This is a genomic window from Mesorhizobium sp. M7A.F.Ca.CA.001.04.2.1 (assembly GCF_003998485.1).
In the GTDB taxonomy this organism is placed as follows: Bacteria; Pseudomonadota; Alphaproteobacteria; order Rhizobiales; family Rhizobiaceae; genus Mesorhizobium; species Mesorhizobium ciceri.
Genome location: NZ_RZQT01000086.1, coordinates 1 through 23473, shown reverse-complemented (window position 1 = coordinate 23473; position 23473 = coordinate 1). Strand labels below are relative to the sequence as shown.

The window sequence follows — 23473 nt, the reverse complement described above, 5'->3', positions numbered from 1 at the left end:
ATCGTCGACGACGTGCCTGTGGGGCACAATGTGAATGCCGGTGCGCTGACCGAAGACGGCGCCACGACCACTGTCAGCGGCAACGTCACGACCGACTACGGCAACACGTTCGGCGCCGACGGCCCGGCGGCGGCTGGCTCGGTGAATTGGGGCGCGGCGACCGCCACGCTGGGCGGCAACCCTATCGTCCTGGCCGACTACGGCACGCTGACGCAGAACGCCAATGGTACCTGGAGCTTCGTGCTGGACAACAGCAAGCCGGCGACGCAGGCGCTGAAGAACGGCGATGCGATCAACGTGTCGTTCGGCTACACGCTGACCGACCATGACAGCGACGCCGACACCAAGACCATCACGTTCACCATCAACGGCGCCGACGACAACGCCACGGTGGTGGTTACGCCGAGTAACGATGCCAATGCCAATGGCGCCGCCAGCGTCGTGTACGAGCACGGCCTGACCTCGGCCCCCGACACCAGCGAGACCGACACCGGCGCGTTCAAGGTCACGGCGACCGACGGCATCGCCACGGTGACCATCGGCGGCCAGACCCACGCGCTGAATGCCTGGCTCAACCAGACCATCAACACGCCCGACGGCACGTTGAAGATCACCGGCGTGACGGCTGCGGCGGACGGCAAGTCGGCCGACTTCACCTACAGCTACACGCTCAATGCCGCGCAGACCCACGACAAGGCGACGGGTCACGACACGACAATCATCGACACCGTTGCGGTCGCGGTCGACGGTATCGGCGGCACCCACGGCGGCGGCAACATCGTCGTCACCATCGTCGACGACGTGCCTGTGGGGCACAATGTGAATGCCGGTGCGCTGACCGAAGACGGCGCCACGACCACTGTCAGCGGCAACGTCACGACCGACTACGGCAACACGTTCGGCGCCGACGGCCCGGCGGCGGCTGGCTCGGTGAATTGGGGCGCGGCGACCGCCACGCTGGGCGGCAACCCTATCGTCCTGGCCGACTACGGCACGCTGACGCAGAACGCCAATGGTACCTGGAGCTTCGTGCTGGACAACAGCAAGCCGGCGACGCAGGCGCTGAAGAACGGCGATGCGATCAACGTGTCGTTCGGCTACACGCTGACCGACCATGACAGCGACGCCGACACCAAGACCATCACGTTCACCATCAACGGCGCCGACGACAACGCCACGGTGGTGGTTACGCCGAGTAACGATGCCAATGCCAATGGCGCCGCCAGCGTCGTGTACGAGCACGGCCTGACCTCGGCCCCCGACACCAGCGAGACCGACACCGGCGCGTTCAAGGTCACGGCGACCGACGGCATCGCCACGGTGACCATCGGCGGCCAGACCCACGCGCTGAATGCCTGGCTCAACCAGACCATCAACACGCCCGACGGCACGTTGAAGATCACCGGCGTGACGGCTGCGGCGGACGGCAAGTCGGCCGACTTCACCTACAGCTACACGCTCAATGCCGCGCAGACCCACGACAAGGCGACGGGTCACGACACGACAATCATCGACACCGTTGCGGTCGCGGTCGACGGTATCGGCGGCACCCACGGCGGCGGCAACATCGTCGTCACCATCGTCGACGACGTGCCGACGGCACACCTCGATATCGGCAATGTGACGGAAGGCGCGACGCTTAATGTGGATGCGGCCAACGGCGTCCTGTTGAATGACGTGCCCGGTGCTGACGGCTATGCGGCCAGCGGCGCGGTGGTCGGCGTTGCCGCCGGCAACAATACGGCGAACCCGGTGAGTGGCGGTGTCAATCAGGTGATCATCGGCCTGTACGGCACACTGACGCTGCAGGCGAACGGCGCGTATATATACAAGGCGACGGCGGACAAGATCTCGGCGAACGCGACCGACACGTTCGTCTACACGATCAAGGACGGCGACGGGGATCTGTCGACGACGACGCTGACCATCAGTGTCGCGAACGTGACGCTGACCCCCATCAACCAGACCGGCCAGGTCAACGAAGCGGCGCTGGACATGGTGACCGATCCAGGCGACCTCGGTCACGGCGCGGTGACGGGCTCCAACCCGCCGAGCACCGCCGAGACGGTGACGGGCCAGCTCAATGTGGCGGGCACGGGCATTACCTACACGCCGATCTCCACGACGACAGCGCATGGCATATTCCAGCTGCAGACCAGCGGCGCCTGGACCTATACGCTGACATCGCCGTTCAACAGCGGCGCGGTCCAGGGAGCCAACACGCTGACGGGTGCGGAAAGCTTCACCTACACGGCAAAGGACGCAAACGGCAACACTGTGACCGGCACGGTCAAGATCGACGTCGTCGATGACGTGCCTGCGATTGCCTCTATTGAGAGCCAGATTGTTGCCAACGCTGCCGGCTCGCATGTCGGAACCTGGTCATACACGCCTGGTGCCGACGGACTGTCGGCGATTGCGATCTCACTGGCCAATCAGGCGAGCGTAACACAAATCGACCATTCAACGTCGACCTACGACGCTGCTACCGGCACGGCCAAATACACTGCGTTCTTCGACGCCGCGGGTACGCAGCCCTACTTCACGGTCACGATGAAGGCGGATGGCACCTACAACTTTGAGGTGATCAATCCCGCACCCACGATAGTGGTAACAGATACGACAGCAACCAACGCTGGGAGCTTTGGTGGCAACAATTATGGCCTCTATCTTGAGCAAATAGCTGTAAAGAACAACGTGGCAACTCCCCTTCATACGGATATACTTTTTACTGGAAATTCAGGGTGGGTTTCAGGTACGACTCTTGGCAGCCAGGCGACAATAAACTCAAACAACAACGGTTTGGGTGTAGGATCCGGACAAACATTGGACAATAAAGAATCGATAACGTTGAAGTTCCTTCAGGGAGATGGCGACAAAAACTCTGCAACCCACCCAACAACCGCGGTTGGCATGGATCATGTCATGATCAATTTCTTGAACGGGTCTAACGGCGGGCAGATGACAGGCAGCTATGCTGTTAATGTGATTACTTATGATCAGAATGGAATTGCCCACGATCAGGGTAGCATGAACATTGTCAACGGCGTTCTAGACATCAGCTCGGCCAGCCTGATGTATGGAGTCTCCATTATCAATACCGGCAACACAGGACTGCTTATTGGCGGTACCACTACCAGCGTGACGACCGCCACCGAGATACCCCACGACGTCGGGTTGCACTTCAACGTCGATGTCGTGGATGGCGACGGCGACAAGGCCAGTCATGGCTTCGACATCGTTGTCGACGCCAATGATGGGCACCAGGCCACGCTTACCGGTGACTCCACCTATGACCCCAATATCCTGTCGGGCGGACCGGGCGATGACATTCTCGTCACCGCCACGGGCTACAACATACTGTCCGGCGGTGCGGGCGCCGACACGTTCAAGCTCGAGCACCTGGATATCAAGGATCTCATCACCGACTACCACGGCACCGGCCCAGGTGGTGAGGGCGATAAAATCGACCTGAGCGCGCTGTTCGACAAGGCTGCAGGGACCATTGCCGACTACGTGCACTACGACACCAGCACCAAGACGCTGAGCGTCGACACTGATGGTTCGGGCAATGCGGCCAATTTCGTGGCCGTTGCCGAGTTGCAGAACGGACCTGCCGCGGGCACGATCACGATACTCTACGACGACACGGCGCATGTACAACACACGGTAACGATCTAACGGCATAGCGCGGGGCCATGTGATTATGTTATACGTCGCTAATATCTAGGGGAGCTCAACATGAAACGTTCTGCAAGACTGCTTGTTTCCGCTGCGACGCTGTTGCTGGCAGTCGGGTCGACGGGGTATGCCGCCGACATCATCGAAGGTCCGACAGGCGATTATTGCCGGGTCGTCGGCACGTCCAATCTGGTCTTGAACGACAACATCGTCGATCTGAAGCAGGAGGTTGTGAAGCTGATGGACGAGTCGGTTGCCGCCGCCAACAGCTCAGAGTGGATCAACTCGTCCCGGCCCGTCTTCGTCTGGGCATCGGAAGCCAAGGTCGCCTGCGGCATGGCTTACGGCTACCTGAAGACGAACTACAAGGACGAAGACACCCTCAACAAATGCGAGTGTTTTCACGATCGCATGGTCGAGTACATGCACTGACCGGATAGGCGAACCCACGCCTGTTGGCCATCATGACAGCCGCCGGATCCTTCCTGAAGGCGGTCGCGGGCGCGATCGTGTTGTTTGGCGTTGTCCAAACGGTCACGCCGGCCAGTGCCAACTGGCTGGAACGACCATCCGTGAAACAACAGCTTTCGTCCGGCCTGAAGCAACCAGTGCGCTGTGATCCGGCCACCGAGTGGACCCGGCAGGCTTTCAAGGCGTTTGCCAGTTGCCAGGCATCGATCTATGGCCTGGAGCCGATGCTGGCGCATGCGGTGATGGAGATCGAAAGCGGCTTCGATCCCGGCGTGCAAGGCGCCGATGGCGAAGTCGGCCTGATGCAGGTGATGCCGGCGACCGCCAGGATGCTCGGCTTTCGAGGTTCCCTCGACGATCTCAGCGCGCCGGCGGCCAACATCGCGCTGGGGGTCAAATATCTTGCACAGGCCAACAAGCTCGCCGCGGGTGATCTCTGCACCACCGTCATGAAGTATCGCGCCGGGCACAATGAAAGCCGGTTCTCGGCCCTTTCAGTCCGCTACTGCCAGCGTGCGCGGGCAATCCTGGCAAGGGAAGGGATCGAAGTGACCGGGCCTTTGCCGGTGGCGACGTTCGGCTTTTCCGCATTTTCGCCAGGCGAGGAGGGTGGAGCCCCTGCCCAGGCAAAGGGCGTCTGCGTGCGCCGCGTGTTCGTGCCCGGGCCGCGATACATGAAATGCGCCGACTATCGAAGTGCTGGGCAAGCAAGGCAGATCAGGGCGCTCAGAGGCAGGCTGTTCGGCGGCTAAAAGAACTACAGACGGCACTGCAAGTCCGCCGTAACATGCGTTGAAGACCAGACCGGGAACAATATCCGGCGGCACATAGGGGTGGAGCATTCATGGAAGCTGGCCGACAGGTCCACCGTCCGCGGACATGGGCAATCGCCTTGGCGCTCGCCGCGATCGTGTCGGGCTGCCAGTCGAAGGGCGGCGTGTCCGAAGTGCTCGATCCGGCGGCGGTTACCGCGCCTGCCGGGCAGAACGGCGCCGCCGGTGCCGGTCCCGTCCAGGCGACCCAGTCGCTGGGCACCGGGTCGACCAAAGTCACGATGCTGCTGCCGCTTTCCGCCCCTGGAACGGCCGGGGAAAACGGCAGGAAGATGCTCGATGCGACCAAGCTGGCGATGACGGATATCGGCAACGGATTGCTGGCGCTGACGGTAGAAGACACCAAAGGCGACAGCGCACTGGCCGGCAAACTGGCGGTTACGGCCATTACGACGGGGTCTAAAGTCGTCATCGGCCCGACCGAGCTACCGGCGGCCCAGCATATTGCCACGCTGTCGGGGTCGAAGCGGCCACCGGTCCTGGCGCTCGCCGACAATTTCGCCGGCGGCCCCGGGGTCTATGCCGTGCTCCTTGGCGAAGCGGACAGCGCCGCCGCGGGCGCCGCGGGACTGGCCGCGAAAGGCAGCAAGAAGTTCGTACTGCTTGTCGCGGATGGCCCAAACGCCGGCGCCATGGAGAAGCGGGTCGCAAACAGCCTCAGCATCTATGGCGCGGCGCTCGCGGTCACTCTCCGATATTCTGCCGGCGACGGTGGCGCGAAGGCGGTCGACGAAATGGGCTCACTCGTGGACGCCCCCGACGCCGTCATTGTCGCCAGCGGCAATGGCAGTCCGGCGCCCATGCTTGCCGCCCTCAAATCGAAGGGCATTCCGGGAAAGACTGTCTCCGTCGTCGGAACGAACCGTTGGCTGGAGCACCCCATGGATCCGCTCTTCGAGGGGGCGTTTATCGCCACGCTCGATCCAGGTGAAACCGGGCCGATCGCCGACCGCTTCAGGACGACATACAACTATCCGGCTGACGTCAATGTGGCCTATGCCTATGATATGGTTGCCCTGACGGCAGGGATTGCCAGCGCGGTCGGGCCTGATGGCTTCAGCAAAAAAGTTCTCGAAAATCCAAACGGCTTTCGCGGGTCGACCGGCCTGTTCCGGTTTCGGGCCGACGGATCCAGCGAACGCTCGATGCCGTTTTACCGGATTGAAAAAGGTGCGCTCAAGCTGGTTGCCAAATCGACGTCGGGTTTCTGAACGGCGCAAATCCCTGGATCCTGTTCAAGCTGATGGCCAGGCCAGGCCGCAGCCGCTTGGCGATCGCACTCGGAAGTCTCCTGCTTCTGGCTGGGATACTGCTGATCATTCAGGGCGGGGCGTTGCTTTCGGTCGATCGGCCGGTCCGTGCCCAGTCGCCAGATGTTGACGACACGCAGCCTGTCCGGCCGGTTGCCCCGGTTGCCGGCGCACAACGCCTGGAACCGGCGCGCAAGGTTGCCCAAGACCTGATCGCTCCGCCACGGCTTGACCCCGCTGAGATCGAACGGGCCGAGCCCCGCCCGCCACTCAGCGAGCTCGGCCTCGCCGTGCCTCCGAAAACGCCGATGCCTGGGGATTGGCGGGAGGTCTCGCTCTACCGCCCGGTTGCCACATCGTCGGCGATGTTCGAAGCCATGGGCCGCAAGGTGGTCATCAGCGGGGTGCAAAGCATCGATCTTGACAGCTCCTGCTCGTTTCATGACGTCACCTGGCCTTGCGGCGTGCGCGCCCGCGCCGTTTTCAATTCCTGGCTGAGGGGACGCGCGCTGCACTGTTTCGTACCGCCGGACGTCGAGCGTTTTGCCGTCGCCGCACCGTGCAGGCTGGGCAAACAGGATGTTGGCGCCTGGCTTGTCTCCAACGGCTGGGCCACGGCGCTGCCGAGCGGCATCTACGGCAAGGCGGAGGCGACAGCCAGAAAGGCCGGGATGGGCATATTCGGCCCGGCACAATAGCCTGTCATTCATTCCCTGATGTTTTGTTTGTTAATCGCCACGTCCGCAGCCTTGATGGGGTCATCGCGCAATCGATTAAATTGCAATGTTCCTTGAAACTGAAATTGCAACACACCGGCCTTATACCAGCCCATCCACAGGAGATCGGCCAGTGACAAAGACTATGGCGAGCACCACCGACCAGGCATGGAAAGGCGTCGCTTTGCTGACCTTTCTGGGAACTGCTGCAATCCTGGGCGTTTCCGTCGGCCTCAATTATCTGCTCCTGTTTTCCGAAGCGCTGACGCCATTTGGGCGCAGCATGATCACGGCAATCCTGTTGCCTGTTGTCCTTGGCGTTCCGCTTTTTCTGTTCGTTGGATTGAAACAGATCGAACTTCGTCGCTATCGCCGGGAGCTCGACAAGTCGGCAACCTTCGACACCACGACCGGCTGCCTGAACGGAGCGGTCTTCACGTCGATGGTCGAAAGAAGAACGGCAAGACCGTCGGTGCCGGGGCCAAAATCGGGCGCCTTCCTGGTCATCCATTCGGAACATCTGCGGTCCATCAACTTGCGCTTTGGTCTTGAATGGGGCGATCAAGCCTTGCGGCTCATAGCCTCAACCATACAATCGTCGGTGCGCGCGGAGGATCTGGTTGGACGCATGGGGACGTCGATGTTCGGGGTCTTCCTCGCCGGCGCGACCGAAGCAGAAGCCAGGGAAATCGGCGAGCGTATCAGGGCGCGCATCGCACAAGTCTATTTCGCGCCAAAAGGCACCGAGGATGCCTTGACGGTCAAGGTCGGCGGCGTGGTGTTCGAGAACCAGGTGGAGTTCGCGGACATGTTCCGGTCCGCCGAGCAGCGCATGGCCGGCGTCCGGGACGGAGCGGCGTTTGAGCTGACGCATCTCCATAGCTGATAGTCGCCGGGAAGCAGAGCCATTCGGAACCCAGGGGAAGTGTCGGATGCGGCCGCCGTCACGCGGCCGCCGCGGTAACCCGTGAAGACGCCGCCCAGGTTTCGGCGATGGCGACGATCGCCGCGTTGATCGGTCCGCTCGGGATCGCCGGCATCACCGAGGCGTCGACGACAAAGGCATTGTCGAAGCCGTTCAGCCGCAAGTCGGGATCGACGATGGCCTCGGTGTCAAGACCCATCCGGCAGGTGCCGGCCGGATGGTGATGGGTGGAAGCAGCCCTGGCGATGAAAGCATCGAGTTCGGCATCGGACTGAACCGGTGCGCCTGGCAGGATCTCCGTATCGCGCCATTCGTCCAGGGCCTCATGATGGCCGACCATGCGCGCCCGCTTCAACGCCATCCTGAATGTCGCGCGATCGTGTTCGGTTTCCATATAATGCGGATCGATGACCGGCGCATCGTTGCGGCCCGGCCCGCTCGGTGTGATGCGCCCGCGGCTTGTCGGATGAGTGACGCCGCAAAGGATGGTAAAGGCCGAGCCATAAAGCGGGGCATTCAGGCCCTCGGCCGCCGACGGAGCGACGACGCAGGCGAGCACGATATCGGGACTTCCCATGGAGCGGGTCGGGTCGTCGCTGTGCAGATACATCAGCGATTCGGAGTGCTGCAGGCGGGAAGGCGGCACCGGCTTTTTGGTGCTGTAGACATTTCCAAGAGCCAGCAGATGATCCTGCAGGTTGCGGCCCACCTCGCTGCGATCGGCAAGGCAGCGTATGTCAGCCTGCTTCAGCGTATCCGGGCAACCAATGCCCGACCGCATGAGGATGAGCGGCGTGGACACGGCGCCCGCGCAAAGGACAATTCGGTCGGCACAGAGCGTTCTGGTCTGGCCCTCGCAGACCACGCTCACGCCCGTGACCCTGTGGCCGTCCAGAACCAGATGCTCGACCTCGTGGCCGGCGAGCAAGGTCAGGTTCGGCCGCGCCATGACCCGCGGCGGCAGATAGGCGTCGGCGACGCTCAGGCGCTTGCCGTCGCGTATGTTGAGTGAATTGGGGCTGGTGCCGACCATCTCGCCGCTGTTGTGGTCGCTCAGGGCGGGAGCCCCCATGGATCGCCCGGCGGCGATGTAGGCACGCACGACCGGACTGACCTCGGCGTCCGGCAGATAGACATCCAGCGGGCCGCTCTTGCCGCGTGTTGGCCCGTCGGAGGCGGTGAAGGCTTCGCTGCGGATGAAGCCCGGCAACAACCCCCGATAGGACCAGCGCTCGCCGCCGGCTTGCACCCAGGGTTCGAAATCATCGGGATGGCCGCGCACATAGGCCATTGCATGCAGGCAGCTCGAGCCGCCGACGATTTTGCCGCGCGGCCATTCATGGACGCGGTTGGCGGTGAAGGGCTGGGGCACGGTCCGATAGCTCCAGTCGTAGGCGCGGCCCTGGAGCATCGTCCATTTCAGCGGGTCGGCGATGTCGGGATCGTCCGGCATCGTCCCGGCTTCGATGAGGCCGACCTGGCACGACCGGTCTTCACTGAGACGGCTGGCAACAACCGAGCCAGCGGATCCCGCGCCGATGACCAGCACGTCGAAATGACGTTTCAATTTGAAATTCCCCGCACAGGCTCGATGTCAGAGGTGATGCGATCACGCGGCAAAGGCGCCGGCATTCGACCGTTCCATGATCTGTCTCTGCACCGACAGAAGGTGCGCGCGCATTGCGGCCTCTGCCGCTTCGGGGTCGCGCTGCGAGATCGCTTCGGCGATCAGGCGATGCTCGCCGTCGCGGTGGGCGATCCGCTTGGGGCAGGTGGGTGCCGCGGTGCGCGCAACCTTCACCCGCGCATCGACACCGACCTGGCGCAGCATCTTGTAGAATTCCGCGGCGAGGTGGTTGCGGGCCGCGGCAACGATCGCGAGATGGAAAGCGAAATCGACCTCACCCGACGGGGCGTTCTCCGGCGTGGTTGCCGCGTCGAGGATCCGCGCCGTCTCGAAAGAGGAGGCGCGCAGCGACGCCAGTCGGGCAAGGCCCGGCTCCATGATCAGGCGCAATTCCAGGACCTCGATCGGATTGGTTACCCTGACCAGTTCCTCGCCATATCTCGGAAGGGCGGTCGGCGCCCGCCTGGCTCGCGCCGGTTTGAGGTCGCCCGAAAGGCGCAGCACTTCAAGCGCCTTGCGAAGCTGATGGCGCTTGACGCTCAGATGTTCCGCAAGATCGCGCTCGGACGGAAGCTTGCCGCCGCCCTGCTGCAACTGGCGGACCGCAGCGATGATGTCGTCGAGATCAGATGGTCCGACCTGCGGCTCGAATGCGCTCAAAACCAAATCTCCTGTCCGATCGGCAGACCGCCGACTCAACGTCCCGACATCATATTGTGACACGAAAACCTGTTCGACGGCACTCAACCAATTCAACCAATCTACAACTGTACGCAATGGTTGACAACACCAGTTGCGCGATGGTTGACTGCCCATGTCGACGGTTGCCATCGCGGCAGACGTCTTTCTCCCGAGGATCACGCATGCCGGCTGGCGAAACCTTTGACTACGTCATTGTCGGTGCGGGATCGGCCGGCTGCGTGCTGGCGAACCGGCTGAGCGAAGACCCCGCCGTGTCGGTGCTTTTGTTGGAGGCGGGGGATTGGGACCGCGATCCGATGATCCACATCCCGCTCGGCTGGGGCAAGATACTGACGGAGCGCCGCCACGACTGGATGTATTTCTGCGAGCCCGAGGCCAATGTCGGCGGCCGCAAGGTCGAATGCGCGCGCGGCAAGGTCATCGGCGGCTCTTCCTCCACCAACGCCATGGCTTATGTGCGCGGCAATCGCGGCGACTACGATCGCTGGGCGGCAAGCGGCCTGACGGACTGGTCGTTCGACAAGGTGCTGCCCTACTTCAAGAAGCAGGAGCGCTGGGAAGCGGGCGAAAGCCGGTACCGTGGCGGCGGCGGGCCGCTGAACACCCAGTTCTGCCGCTACAAGGACGAACTGATCGATGCCTTCGCCACAGCCAGCCGTGATGCCGGATACCCGCAGACCGATGACTATAACGGCGCCATACAGGAAGGCTTCGGCCGGCTGCAGATGACAATTGCCAACGGCCGCCGCTGCTCGACCGCAACCGCCTATCTGCGGCCCGCCATGCGGCGCGGCAATGTCAAGGTGCTGACCGGCGCGATGGCGACGAAGATCCTGCTCAGGGATGGCCGCGCAGCCGGCATTGCCTACACCAGAGGCGGGGCGAGCCATGAAGTTCTGGCGCGGCGCGAAGTTCTGCTTGCCGGCGGCGTCATCAACACGCCGCAGCTGATGATGCTGTCAGGCATAGGCGACAGCGGCGAGCTGGCGGCGCATGGCATCGAGACGAAGGTCGATCGTGCGCAAGTCGGCAAGAATCTGCAGGACCACGTTTCGGTTATCGTGATGTATCGGCGCAAACAGCCTGGACCGTTTCTCAAGATGATGCGGGCCGATCGTATCGGGCTGGATTTCGTCAAGACTTATCTCACCGGAAAGGGCTTTTCGGGAGATGTGCCTGGCGGCGTCGTGGCATTCCTGAAGAGCGACGCAAGCCGGCCGTTGCCGGACGTACAGCTGCTTTTCACCGCCGCGCCGCTTGGGGCATGGCCTTACATGTCGCCGTTCAAGGCGCCGTTCGCCGACGGCTTTGCGACCCGTATCGTTGCGGTGCAGCCGGAGAGCCGCGGCAGCGTCAAGCTGGCGTCGAGCGATCCGGTCGCCGCGCCCCTGATCCATCAGAATTTCCTGTCCTCGCAGCGCGACTGGCAGTCGCTTCGCGCCGGCTTTCGTGTTGCGCGCAACCTTGCCAGCCAGCCGTCCATGACCCCGTTCGTCGGCGCGGAGTTCTTCCCCGGCCCGAAATGCGAGAGCGACGAAGAGATCGACGAGCATATCCGCAAAACCTCGATCACCGTGCATCATCCGGCCGGCACGTGCCGCATGGGCGTCGATGCGGCATCGGTGGTCGATCCGGAATTGCGGGTGCGCGGCATTGCCGGGCTTCGTGTCGTGGACGCCTCGGTCATGCCAGACCTCGTCTGCGGCAACATCAATGCGGCGGTCATCATGATCGCCGAAAAGGCCGCGGATCTGATCGGCAGCCGCGCTCGACAGAGCGTGGCGGCCTGATAAGGCGGCCGGAATGCAACCAAAGTCTTTTGGTTGAGACTGAAAAACTGCGTTGGTTGGACTGTCATGCGCGTCAGCATGGCCGTGACGAAGCGGTTTCACGCCCTGATTGTGAGCTGAATTTCGTGCATTTCTAGGCTATCCCTGCCTATTTCTGGGCATTTGCCTCTCAAAAATGCACCTCAACCAAAAACTTATAAAATTCGCAATTTGGGTATTGTCGAGCAAAACCAATGCGAATACGGTTGAGTTGGTTAGAAGTATTTTCTTCGTGACGAGAGGTGTCCGATATGTCCCTGGCGCAACCAGCTAACGATGTGCTCACCAACAAGAAGGCGGCACTCAAGGGCCTCTATGACGCCCTCTACGCAAAGAACATGTTTCCGTTCTGGGCGACGTCGGAAGGCGTCGACCATGACGAGATCAAGCAGTTGATGGCGACGTCGAAAGCCGTTCCCTTCGTGTGGTCCTATTCGGACATCGAGCCCCTGCTCCAGCGCGCCGCCGAACTGGTGACCATGGACGACAGCGAGCGCCGTTCGCTGATCCTCGTCAATCCCGGTCTTGCACCCAAGCGTGCATCGGTCAGCACCATGTACACCGCCTACCGCTTGAACGATCCCGACGAGATCATGCCGCCGCACAAGCACTCGCCGAGCGCCATCCGCTTCGGCCTGACGGGCAAGGGCAATTTCACCGGCGTCGAGGGCGAAGACGTGGTCTTCGGCCCGGGCGACATGGTGCTGACGCCCAACGACGCCTGGCACAATCATGGCACCGTTGGCGGCGAGCAGGCGGTCAACCTGTCGGTGCTCGACCTGCCGCTGGTCGAAACGCTGCATGCCGTCCATTTCGATCACAAATACACCGAGATGGTCGACGGCAAGGAAGTCGAGAAGAAGGTGCAGACCGCCCGCTATCCCAGCGACTACTCACAGCGCATCTATGGCGAAGGTGGCCTGATGCCGCGTTTCGTCGACCACAAGCGCGGCGGCGGCCTGTCGTCGCCGATGTATGTCTATCGCTGGGAGAAGATGGAAGCGGTTCTCGACGCCCACAAGGATTGGGATGGCGACCCCCATGAAGGCATCGTCATCGACTATGTCGATCCGACGACCGGCGGACCCGTCTTCCACACCATCAATTTCTACGTGCAGATGCTGCGCCCCGGCGAGAAGACCTTGCCGCAGCGCGAGACCGCCAGCCTGCTCTTGGCGCCGTTCCGCGGCAACGGCCATTCGATCATCGACGGCAAACGCTATGACTGGAACCAGTTCGACACCATCGCCATACCCGGCGGTTCCTGGGTCGAACATGTCAACGGCTCGTCGAGCGAGCCGGTGATCTTCTTCGGCGCCACCGATGCGCCGACGCAAAAGGCGCTGCTCCTCTACAAGCGCTGGGGCCGCAACCAGGCCGGCGATCTGCTCCGTCTCGTCTAGTTCCGGTCCTCCGGCAGGCAATGTCCGCGCCGCCATTGGCGGCGTGGACATCGAAATGGAATTTCAGCAGCAAGGGCGTATGCATTTGGTTTCGGCGTTCAACACAAAGCAGATCGGCCATGTCGACTGCCCAGGCGGCGGTCAGGTCTGGGTCGACGGCAACATCCTCTATATCGGCCACATGCGGCCGCCGAGCGGCACGACGCTGGTCGACATTTCCGACCCGCGCAATCCGCGCAAAATTACGACGATCGATGTCCCGCCCGGTTGGCACTCACACAAGGTGCGCGCCAAGGACGGACTGATGATCATCAACCACGAGCGCTTTGGCGACGCCGGCCCGGCTGATTTCGGCGGCGGACTGGCGCTCTACGACACCACCAAGCCGGCACAGCCGAAGCTCATCTCGAAATGGATAACCGGCGGCAAGGGCGTCCACCGCTACGATTTCGACGGCCGTTACGCCTACATATCGCCGACCGCCGACGGTTATGTCGGCAATATCGTGATGATCCTCGACCTGATCGATCCCGCGAAGCCGGTCGAGGTCGGACGCTGGTGGATACCGGGCCAGTGGACCGGGGGCGGCGAAGAGTATCCTTGGCACGACTATGTCACGCCGCGCTGTCACCATCCGCTGCGAATGGGCGACAGGCTCTATGTCAGCTACTGGCATCATGGCCTGTTCATCCTCGACATTTCGGACATCACCAAGCCGAAGCTGGTCTCGCACGTCAATTCGAGCCCGAGCTTTCCGCATCCCACGCACACCTGCCTGCCGATTCCACAGCCGCTCAAAGGCCGCAACATCATGGTGGTGGCGGACGAGGATGTCGCCAAGCTTCGGCCATCGCCGCCGGCCTTCACCTGGATTTACGATATCACCGACGAGACCAACCCGTTGCCGATCTCGACCTTCCAGGTGCCGGGCCTCGACACGGACGGTTCACCGCAGCCGCAGATGACCGGCTGCCATCAGCCTTCCGAGCGGTTCAATGGCACCGTCATTCCGTTTGCGTGGTTCGCGCAGGGGCTGCGCCTCGTCGACATCGCCGATCCGTTCGCGCCAAAGGAAGTCGGTCATTTCATGCCCGACGCGCCGGAGGGCGCGGAGCGTTCCTCGTCCAACGACGTGACCATCGACGACCGCGGCATCGTCTACCTGATCGACCGCATCCGTGGCGTCGACATCATCGAAACCAGCGTTCTCTAGGGGGATATGTTGAGCGACAGCACGCGAAAATCCGCCAGCCACTACGCCATCGGCAACAAGAACCCGAACCTGCCGTTTCATCCGGCGGTGCGTGCCGGCGATTTCATCTTCGTCTCGGGCCAGGTGCCGAAAGACGAGAACAACAACATGATCAGCGGCACGATCGAAGAAGAGACGCTGGCGACGCTGAAGACCATCGCGCGCGTCATCGCGCATGAAGGCGCGACGCTGTCGGATGTCGTGCGGATCACCACCTATCTCGAGGATACGCGCGATTTCGGCCGCTACAACAAGGCCTTCCTCGAAGGGATCGGCGACGCCGTTCTGGCGCGCACGACCGTCGAGGCAAAAGCGGTCATCAACACCAAGATCGAAATGGACGCCATCGTCTACAAGCCGCTGCCGGCGAGCAAGTAGGCCCTGGACACTAGCGAGGAGAAGACATGTACAAGCTGTTAGGCCGCCAGACATCAGGCAACGTCCAGAAGGTGCTCTTCATGCTCGAAGAGTTGGGAGCGTCCTACAAGCGCGAGGATTATGGCCGCCAGTTCGAGAACACGCAGACGGCGGAATACAAGGCGCTCAACCCGACCTCCAAGGTGCCGACGCTGGTCGACGGCGACACCGTGATCTGGGAGTCCAACACCATCCTGCGCTATCTCGCGGCATTCGGCGGCGAACAGTTGAATGGCGCCACGCCGGCGGAAAAGACCGAGGTCGAGCGCTGGATGGACTTCCTGCTGGCGGCAGTCAATCCGGGCTACCTGGCGGCCTTCAAGGGCGCCAAGCTCACGCCCGAGGAACAGACCGCCGAATACAAGGAACAAGTGAAGGACCTTGTCGCGCAGCTCAAGATCGTCGACGGCCACCTGGCCGGCAAGGACTTCCTGGCGCTCGGCAAGCTGACCCTTGCCGACATTGCCTGCGCGCCGATCCTGAAGCGCTGCGTCGACTTCAAGATCGACCGGCCGTCAATGCCCAATCTGGAGCGCTGGGTGGCCGCGATCGCCGCTCGGCCGGCCTTCAAGGCGGCAACCACTGCTGCTCCCGCAAAGGCCGCATGATGATCAAGCGCGCCGCTCTCATCGGACTGGGAACGATGGGTCCAGGCATCGCCGCGCGGCTTTCGCGCGGCGGGCTCGATGTGACGGCGTATGACGTTTCGCCAGGGGCAATCGAGCGCGCCCGCGGCATGCTCGATCTTGCCGGCGGCGTGCTCGACCGTCTCGACATCGAGGCGCCCGGGACTGGTGCCGGCAAAGTGCGTTTCGTCGAGACGATCGCCGAGGCCGTCGATGGCGCCGAACTGGTGATCGAGAACGTGCCCGAGAATATCGACATCAAGGCGCAGACCTATCGTGACATCGATCCGCTGATCGGCCCGTCCGTCATCGTCGCGTCCGACACGTCGGGCATTCCGATCACCAAGCTGCAGGCGCATATCTCGCATCCCGAGCGGATGGTCGGCATGCACTGGTCGAACCCGCCGCACATCATCCCGATGATCGAGGTGATCGGCGGCGAGAAGACCGCGCCTGAAACCGTGGCTGTTATCCGCGATCTCATCCGCTCGATCGGCCTGCTGCCGGTGGTGGTGAAGAAGGACGTTCCAGGCTTCGTCGAGAACCGCGTGCTCTATGCGCTGCTGCGCGAGGCGGTCGATCTTGTCGAGCGCGGCGTCATCGAGCCGGAAGACCTGGACACCTGCGTGTCGTGGGGCATCGGCTACAAGATCGCCGTCATCGGCCCGATGGCGCTGCTCGATATGGCGGGGCTGGATATCTACAAATCCGTCTCGTCCTTCCTGAATGCCGATCTCTCCAACCGCGACGATGTGGCGCCGATGGTTCTGGAGAAGACGGCTGCGTCGAAATTCGGCATCAAGTCGGGCGAGGGCATGTTTGCCTACACGCCCGAGCAGACAAAGGCGCTGCAAGGTGAACGGGCGCGCAAGCTCGTCGCGGTGCGGCGCATCCTGGAAGGCCGGGAGTAGCCAATGTCACATGGTGCGCAGAGGGCCAGCCGGTTTGAGGAGTTCCACCGGCCGGCTGTTTGTGTGAAGGGCGTCTTCGCCATCAAGATGGTGCGGGTGCGGCAGAAAACAGCGCGCGGGGTGACAAGCCATGCGCATTGAAACCATCCGAGCCGCCGGCGACAGGCCGGCCCATATCCGCCATGACGATCTAATCTCCGCCAAGGGCGTTTCGGTGGTCATGGCCCGTCAGCTGATCCTCAGGAACATCGATCTTTCGGTGCCAAAGGGATCATTCGTTTCCCTTATCGGTCCTTCCGGATGTGGCAAGAGCACCTTGCTCAAGGTGCTGGCCGGGCTGGTGCAGCCTACCCAGGGCAGCGTTTCGATCGCCGGGCTCGCGCCGGTCGAGGCGGCGCGCAAGCGGATGATCGGCCTCGTCTTCCAGGACGCCAACCTGCTCCCCTGGAAAAACGCCGTCGACAATGCCTCGATGCTGCTCGGCATCGCCGACAAGTCGCTCTCGCGCTCGGATCTGCGGGCGCGCGGGCAGGAGATGCTGGAACTGGTGGGGCTGGGCGACAGCGCCCACAAGCGGCCAAACGAGCTGTCGGGCGGCATGCGGCAGCGGGTCGCCATTGCACGGGCCCTGGCGCTCGATCCGGCGGTCCTGCTGATGGACGAACCGTTCGGCGCGCTCGATGCCATCACCCGCGATTCGATGGGCCAGTCGCTGCTGGAGATCTGGCAGCGGACCGGCAAGACGATCGTGCTCGTCACCCATTCCATCGACGAGGCCATCCATCTGTCGCGCCATGTTCACGTGCTGGGGATCAAGCCGGGACGGATCACCGAGAGCCTCGACATTGCGCTGCCTTACCCGCGCGACCTGTCGGTCACCGAAGATCCGGAGTTCGTCAGGCTGGTGGTCCAGTTGCGAACGATGCTGCGCTCCAGCCATCAACCGGGAGGCGCGTCTTGAGCGACCAACCCATAATCGACCTTTCCGAGCCGCGCCTCGCCTCCAGCTGGAGTGCGGCGACCGGCAGCTGGCTGCCGGCTGTCATCCTCCTGCTGGTGACGATCGTGCTGTGGGAAGCCGCGGTGCGGATCTTTGCCATATCCGCCTTCATCATTCCCGCCCCGTCCGAAATCGCGAAGTCGCTGGTGGCGCAATGGGGCACGCTGATGCAGGCGACGCTGGTGACGGCGGGCGAGATCCTGTTCGGCTTCCTGGTCTCGGTCGTGGTCGGCATTGCCATTGCGCTGGTCATCGTGCGCTTCGATTGGTTGGGACGCGCGCTGTATCCACTGGTGGTGCTGTTCCAGAACGTGCCGAAAGTCGCCCTCGCGCCGATCTTCATCCTCTGGTTCGGCTATGGGCTGGCGCCCAAGATCGGCCTGATCCTGGTCATCGCCTTCTTCCCGGTGACGCTGTCGATGCTGGCGGGCATGCAATCGGTCGACCGCTCGCTGCTGTCGCTGATGAATTCCGTCGGGGCCAGCCCGACGCAGATCCTGTTCAGGATCCGCGTTCCGCACTCGCTGCCGAACCTGATGGCCGGAACCAAGATCGCCGCCACGTTGAGCGTGATCGGCGCCATCGTCGGTGAGTTCGCCGGGGCGTCGGACGGTCTCGGCTACGTCATCCAGTTCGCGTCGACCCAGCTCGACACGGCGCTGGTCTTCGCAGCGCTGCTGCTCGTTTCCGTGCTTGGCATCGCCTTCTACTACGCCGCCGAAATCCTAGAACGCATCGTGGTGCCGTGGGCGCCGAAATTCAGCCAATCCTAGGCCCGCTCGATCAACCAATTCATAAAAGGGAACAAAAAATGCTGAGACGCTCACTTATCAAGGCCGCTACCTTCGCGGCGTTTGTTGCAGCACTCGGTTTTTCCAACGCGGCTCTGGCGGCGGACAAGGTCAACGTCCAGCTCGACTGGGTCGTGCGCGGCAATCACGCCATGTTCTTCGTCGGCAAGGAAAAGGGCTTCTTCGCCAAGAACGACATCGATGTGGCCGAGATCCGCAAGGGATCCGGCTCGCCGGACGCGATGCGGCTGGTGGGCAATGAGAACGCGGATTTCGGGTTCGGCGATCTTCCCACGCTTGCCGTCGCACGGTCGCAGAATGTCCCGGTCGTGGCGCTGGCAGCCGTCAATCAGCACTCGCCGCTGGGGATCATTTCGCTGGCCAAGACGCTGAAGCTCACCAAGCCGTCCGACCTCAAGGGACTGACCATCGGCATTCATCCGGCCGGTTCCACCTACATCTTCTTCAAAGGCTTCCTGGCCGCCAATGGCCTGACCGAAAAGGACATGACGCTGAACAGCGTCTCGCCTCCCTATGAAAGCTATTTGCTGCTTGGCCGGGTTCAGACGGTCGTCGGCTATATCGATGCGGAGGTTCCCGAACTGGAAGCGAAGGCCGGGGGCCCGGGCTCGCTCAGCATCATGATGGGGGCGGACTATGGGTGGAAAGCCTATGGCTCCGGCCTGTTCACCTCGCAGGCGATGATCAAGGACAAGCCGGACGTCGTGCGCCGCTTCGTCAAGGCATATAGGGAGGCCTTCGACTATGTCGTGGCTCATCCGGAAGAGGCCGCCGAGATCACCGCCAAGGCAGCGCCCGGCTATGCGGACAAGAAGGACGTACTGCTGGCGCAGATCAACGCCGACATCGCCTCGACGTTCACCAGCCCCGACACCAAGGAACACGGTCTCGGCTGGATGACGAAGACGCAGTGGGAGGAGACTCTGAAGACGCTGACGGACCAGGGCGTGCTCAAGGCGGCTCTGTCGGCGGACGACGTCTTCACCGACGCGTTCCTGGCGAAAGAATAAGAGGCTCGCGATGTTCGAACGGACGCAGGAATGAGCGCCTACCGGCAGACCAGGCTGTCCTGCGCCATGGCGCAGGACACATCACGCTCGCCTTTCGCCGCGTCGGTGCGGTCGAGCGTGATCTGCACGCGGGTGGCATATGCTCGGCTCGCCAGACCGCACCACAGCCGCTCGACGGGCAGGTTCTCGCGCTTGTCGTTGAGGATCGTGAACGTGCCGGTCTTCGCATCGAACCAGAGCTCGACGCGGGTCTTCTTGCCCGGCTCGATCGTTGCGATCCCGGCCGAATACCAGTGGGCGAACTCGGCGTTGCAGGAGAGGCCTTCGCTGCCCGCATTCGAAATCGTCAACGGAACCATGTCGAGCCCGTCAGTGCCGGTGCGGACGGCGACATGGTGCAACTCAACCGCGTTGGCGAAGGACGATAACGCCAGCATCACCGGAAGGGCATAACGGATCTTCACTTTGCCTGAGCTCCACAATGTAATTTTTCCTAGGCAGTCTATCTCGCTTTCGCGCAATAACAATAAGAATATTGATTGGTGAAACAACAGAGAGGGTAACATGTTAAAGCTTCTTAAGAGCAGTGTAAGTGCAGTTATATTGACCAGTGTCTTGTTGAGCGGCGCGCTTGCCGGCGAGGTCAAGTCGATCGCCATCCTCACGCCCGAAGAAGGCACGGACTACGGCTGGAACCAGCAAGGCATCGATGCCGCCAAGGCGGCTGGCAAGGCCGCCGGCGTCGAAGTGGTCGTGGCCCAGGGCCTCGGCTATGGCGATGTTCGTCCGACCTTGCGGGAACTTGCCTCCGACGGCGCCAGCCTGCTGATCGCGCATGCCAGCGGCTACAACACCTCGGCGCCTGAAATCGCCAAGGAATTGAAAGTTCCGGTGGCAATCGTCGACACGCCAGCCGGCCTGGAGAAGGGCCTTGTCGCCGACTATACGCTGAGCGGCCACGAGGGCGCCTATCTCGCCGGCCGTCTCGCCGCCAAGGTGTCGCGTTCCAAGTCGGTCGGCATCGTCGTCTCGGGCGAACCGCCATCGTGGAATTCGCAGTCGGCGGCGTTCGCGCAAGGCGTGAAGGCGGAGAACCCGGACGTCAAGATCACCTACGCGGTGATCGGCCCGGCCGCCTACAGCGATGCGGCCGGCGGCAAGCGCGTCACCGAAAGCGTGATCGCGTCGGGCGCCGACATCATCTTCGGCCAAGGCAACGGTTCGAGCTTCGGCATGCTGCAGGCGGTCGAGACGACCAAGGCAGCCGATGGCGGCAAGGTCTATTTCATCGACGTCATCGGCGACAAGTCACCGATCGACAAGGGCTTCCTGCTGTCGTCGGTGGTGTGGAACATCGAGCCGGTCTATGCGGCGATGATTGCCGACCTGAAGGCCGACACGTTCGGCACCAAACACTATACGATCGGCCTCAAGGACGACTCGGTCAAGTTGCTGAAGACCGCTGCGATCCCGGACAATGTCTGGACGGAAATCCAGGCGCTGCGCGAGGACGTCATTTCCGGCAAGATCAAGGTCGAGCCGGTCTATGACGCGGCCGCCGTAAGAGCACTGATGACCAGCGTCGCCCAGTAAGGCGATCATGGTCGGCTGCCGGAGGGGTGATCCGTTCACCCTTCCGGACGATTCCTGTTTTTTGGTGCTGGGCTTCATGAGCGGTTTTTCTTCATCGTCCGTTGCCGGGCGCGACATCGTCGCGCTTGAAGGCGTGACCAAACGGTTCCCCGGCATCGTTGCCAATGACAGCGTCGACCTGTCGATCCGCCCGGGCGAAGTGCATGTGCTGCTGGGCGAGAACGGCGCTGGAAAATCGACATTGATCGGCATGTTGTCCGGCCTGCAGCAGCCTGACGAAGGACGCATACTGGTCGACGGCAAACCGACGCCGATCACCTCGCCACGCCATGCGCTGGCACTCGGCATAGGCACCGTATTCCAGCACATGATGCTGGTGCCGACGCTGACGGTGGCGGAGAACCTCCTGCTTGGCGGGCCGTGGTGGCAGCGCCCCAGGACCGAGGAACTGGCGGCGCGCGTCGCCGAGATCACCGGCACGCTCGGCATCACCGTCAAGCTTCAAGCCAAGGTATCGGAGTTGTCGCTCGGCGAGCAGCAGCAGGTCGAGATCCTGCGCGCGATGCTGCGCAACAGCCGGCTGCTCATCCTTGACGAGTCCACCTCCATGCTGACGCCGAAAGGTATCGACGAACTGGGCGCGTTGATGCGCCGCCTTGTCGAGCAGGGCCTTGCGATCGTCTTCATCACCCATAAGCTCAAGGAGGCGGCTGCCTTCGGCGACCGCATCTCGGTGCTGAAGCTTGGCCGCAAGGTCGGCGAGATTCCACCCGAGCGGTTTCGCACGCTGGGCGAACAGGAGATCGTCTCGGAGATCGTGGAATTGATGTTCGGCAAGCAGAAGGATGACCCGGAAGCCGTCGAGCGTCCTGTCCGCACTGCCCGCGCCGGCGCTGACCCGCTTCTTCAGGTGACGGACCTGGCGGTAGCGGCGACGGACAATGCGCCGGGCCTGTCGTTGATCTCCTTCGACATCCGCCCGGGCGAGATCCTCGGCATAGCCGGCATCGACGGCAACGGCCAGAAGCAGCTGGCGGAAGCGCTGGCCGGCCAGCGTACAGCCACAAGCGGCTCGGTGCGGCTGGACGGCGCCGCCATCGAGACGCTGAGCGTCGGCGAGCGCCGCCGGCGCGGCCTTCGCTACCTGACCGACGACCGACTGGGCGAGGGCACTGTCGGCACCTTCCCGGTCTCGATCAATTTCTTCCTCAAGCAGGTCGGCGCGGCCCCGTTCTGGCGCAACGGCGTCGAGCAGCGCGCGGAGATCGACAAGCGCGCCGCCCAACTCGTGCGCGAATACGACGTGCGCACGCCGAGCCTGAAGACGCCCGTCGCGCGGCTGTCCGGCGGCAACATCCAGAAGGTGCTTCTGGCACGGGAACTGGCTGAAGGCGCCAAGGTGGTGATCTTCAACAAGCCGACCTATGGGCTCGATCTCGCCAACACATTGGCGTCGCGCCAGCGCATTCGCGATACGGCGGCGCGTGGCCTTGCCGTGCTGCTGATCTCCACCGACCTCGAGGAATTGCTTGGCATGTGCGACCGCATCGCCGTCATCGCCGACGGCGCTTTGGTCGGCACCGTCGAGAACGTAGACGACGCCCGCACAAAGGTCGGTCGCCTGATGATCGGACTTGCCGCATGAGCATCGACACCGCACCCACGGTCAGCGCCACCGCACTCGATGCCACGAGCGGGGCAGCGACGCGCCGCGACATCCTGCATCGGCTGCTGATGACGCTCGGCCCGATCCTTATCGCGCTGGTCATAGCCGGCTGTATCCTGCTTGCCGTCGGCGTCGACCCGCTGGCCTATTATGGCTTCGTGCTGGAGAAGGGACTGTTCTCGCCGCTCGGCATCCAGCAGACACTGACGCGCATGGCGCCGCTGCTGTTTCTCGCCGCCGGCCTGATCGTCGCCTTTCGCGCCGGCATGTGGAATCTGGGCGGCGACGGCCAGTTCCTGCTTGGCGCGGTGACGGCGGCTGCCAGCGCTCCCGTGTTCGTGCAGATCATGCCAGCCTGGCTGGCGCTGGTCTGCTCGTTCCTCATCGCCATGGTGGTGGCGATGATCTGGTCGCTGGTGCCGGCGCTGCTGCGTGCCTATCAGGGCGTCAACGAGATCATCACCACCCTGATGATGACGTTCCTCGGCACCTCGCTCGCCAATGTGCTGGTCAAGCTGGCGTTTCGCGACCCAAGCACGACCGTGCCGCAGACGCGCACGCTGCCGGTGGAGGACCGGCTGCCGCGCCTGTTCGAAACGACCATCACCAGTGGCCTGCTGCTTGGGCTGGCGGCGATCGTCATCGTGCATCTGGTGATGACGCGCACGGCGTTCGGGCTGAAGCTGAGGATCGTCGGCGCCAATCCACGAGCGGCGGTTCACTCGGGGCTCGGCGTTCCCGGCCTGACC

The 23473-nt window shown here is 62.9% G+C and carries 21 protein-coding genes; 18 read left to right on the top strand and 3 right to left on the bottom strand.

Annotated features, from left to right (window positions below):
• The first annotated feature begins 30 nt into the window (after positions 1-30).
• From EN955_RS23645 to EN955_RS23620, 6 genes are all read left to right on the top strand, one after another.
• Positions 31-3681 carry a VCBS domain-containing protein gene (locus EN955_RS23645; RefSeq protein WP_127223463.1) on the top strand — a complete coding sequence of 1217 codons (3651 nt, stop codon included), beginning with the start codon at positions 31-33 and terminating at the stop codon, positions 3679-3681.
• A 60-nt stretch (positions 3682-3741) separates the two neighbouring features.
• Positions 3742-4113 carry a hypothetical protein gene (locus EN955_RS23640; RefSeq protein WP_024505134.1) on the top strand — a complete coding sequence of 124 codons (372 nt, stop codon included), beginning with the start codon at positions 3742-3744 and terminating at the stop codon, positions 4111-4113.
• Between the two features lie 32 nt (positions 4114-4145).
• The gene (locus EN955_RS23635; RefSeq protein ID WP_024505133.1) at positions 4146-4904 is read left to right on the top strand and encodes a transglycosylase SLT domain-containing protein; all 759 of its coding nucleotides are present in this window, start codon (positions 4146-4148) and stop codon (positions 4902-4904) included.
• Positions 4905-5206: 302 nt separating this feature from the next.
• Entirely contained in the window at positions 5207-6196 is a 990-nt protein-coding gene (locus tag EN955_RS23630; RefSeq protein ID WP_245467558.1) for an ABC transporter substrate-binding protein, read from the top strand.
• A gap of 32 nt (positions 6197-6228) precedes the next feature.
• A complete protein-coding gene (locus EN955_RS23625; RefSeq protein WP_024505131.1) occupies positions 6229-6933 on the top strand; it encodes a thermonuclease family protein in 705 nt (234 codons plus the stop codon).
• 151 nt (positions 6934-7084) lie between these two features.
• Positions 7085-7837 (top strand): GGDEF domain-containing protein, encoded by a 753-nt coding sequence (locus EN955_RS23620; protein ID WP_024505130.1) that lies wholly within the window; start codon positions 7085-7087, stop codon positions 7835-7837.
• A gap of 58 nt (positions 7838-7895) precedes the next feature.
• On the opposite strand, the gene EN955_RS23615 is transcribed toward EN955_RS23620, so the two are convergent.
• A complete protein-coding gene (locus EN955_RS23615; protein ID WP_024505129.1) occupies positions 7896-9443 on the bottom strand; it encodes a GMC family oxidoreductase N-terminal domain-containing protein in 1548 nt (515 codons plus the stop codon).
• Positions 9444-9485: 42 nt separating this feature from the next.
• A complete protein-coding gene (locus EN955_RS23610) occupies positions 9486-10163 on the bottom strand; it encodes an FCD domain-containing protein (protein ID WP_013529856.1) in 678 nt (225 codons plus the stop codon).
• Between the two features lie 203 nt (positions 10164-10366).
• Here EN955_RS23610 and EN955_RS23605 point away from each other — a divergent pair, with 203 nt between their 5' ends.
• From EN955_RS23605 to EN955_RS23565, 9 genes are all read left to right on the top strand, one after another.
• Positions 10367-11995, top strand: a complete 1629-nt coding sequence (locus EN955_RS23605) for a choline dehydrogenase (RefSeq protein ID WP_024505128.1) — start codon at positions 10367-10369, stop codon at positions 11993-11995.
• 290 nt (positions 11996-12285) lie between these two features.
• Positions 12286-13437, top strand: coding sequence for a cupin domain-containing protein (locus tag EN955_RS23600; protein WP_024505127.1), 1152 nt, complete (start codon positions 12286-12288; stop codon positions 13435-13437).
• Positions 13438-13492: 55 nt separating this feature from the next.
• Positions 13493-14650, top strand: coding sequence for a hypothetical protein (locus EN955_RS23595; RefSeq protein ID WP_013529859.1), 1158 nt, complete (start codon positions 13493-13495; stop codon positions 14648-14650).
• A gap of 9 nt (positions 14651-14659) precedes the next feature.
• The gene (locus EN955_RS23590; RefSeq protein ID WP_024505125.1) at positions 14660-15067 is read left to right on the top strand and encodes a RidA family protein; all 408 of its coding nucleotides are present in this window, start codon (positions 14660-14662) and stop codon (positions 15065-15067) included.
• A gap of 26 nt (positions 15068-15093) precedes the next feature.
• The gene (locus tag EN955_RS23585) at positions 15094-15714 is read left to right on the top strand and encodes a glutathione S-transferase family protein (protein WP_013529861.1); all 621 of its coding nucleotides are present in this window, start codon (positions 15094-15096) and stop codon (positions 15712-15714) included.
• Positions 15714-16643, top strand: a complete 930-nt coding sequence (gene fhmpcd1 / locus EN955_RS23580) for a 5-formyl-3-hydroxy-2-methylpyridine 4-carboxylate 5-dehydrogenase (protein WP_024505124.1) — start codon at positions 15714-15716, stop codon at positions 16641-16643. The genes EN955_RS23585 and fhmpcd1 overlap by 1 nt, the downstream gene beginning before the upstream one ends.
• A 130-nt stretch (positions 16644-16773) precedes the next feature.
• Positions 16774-17604: an ABC transporter ATP-binding protein gene (locus EN955_RS23575; RefSeq protein ID WP_013529863.1), complete on the top strand. Its 831-nt coding sequence runs from the start codon at positions 16774-16776 to the stop codon at positions 17602-17604.
• Positions 17601-18416, top strand: coding sequence for an ABC transporter permease (locus tag EN955_RS23570; protein ID WP_013529864.1), 816 nt, complete (start codon positions 17601-17603; stop codon positions 18414-18416). The genes EN955_RS23575 and EN955_RS23570 overlap by 4 nt, the downstream gene beginning before the upstream one ends.
• A gap of 38 nt (positions 18417-18454) precedes the next feature.
• Positions 18455-19465 carry an ABC transporter substrate-binding protein gene (locus EN955_RS23565; RefSeq protein ID WP_024505123.1) on the top strand — a complete coding sequence of 337 codons (1011 nt, stop codon included), beginning with the start codon at positions 18455-18457 and terminating at the stop codon, positions 19463-19465.
• A gap of 38 nt (positions 19466-19503) precedes the next feature.
• On the opposite strand, the gene EN955_RS23560 is transcribed toward EN955_RS23565, so the two are convergent.
• Entirely contained in the window at positions 19504-19929 is a 426-nt protein-coding gene (locus EN955_RS23560; protein ID WP_024505122.1) for a hypothetical protein, read from the bottom strand.
• 139 nt (positions 19930-20068) lie between these two features.
• Here EN955_RS23560 and EN955_RS23555 point away from each other — a divergent pair, with 139 nt between their 5' ends.
• The 3 genes from EN955_RS23555 to EN955_RS23545 form a co-directional block, all read left to right on the top strand.
• A complete protein-coding gene (locus tag EN955_RS23555) occupies positions 20069-21058 on the top strand; it encodes a BMP family protein (RefSeq protein ID WP_244506860.1) in 990 nt (329 codons plus the stop codon).
• A 76-nt stretch (positions 21059-21134) separates the two neighbouring features.
• A complete protein-coding gene (locus EN955_RS23550; RefSeq protein ID WP_024505121.1) occupies positions 21135-22703 on the top strand; it encodes an ABC transporter ATP-binding protein in 1569 nt (522 codons plus the stop codon).
• Positions 22700-23473, top strand: a 774-nt coding sequence (locus EN955_RS23545) for an ABC transporter permease (RefSeq protein WP_164769903.1), incomplete at its 3' end; no start/stop codon positions are given. The genes EN955_RS23550 and EN955_RS23545, both read left to right, overlap by 4 nt.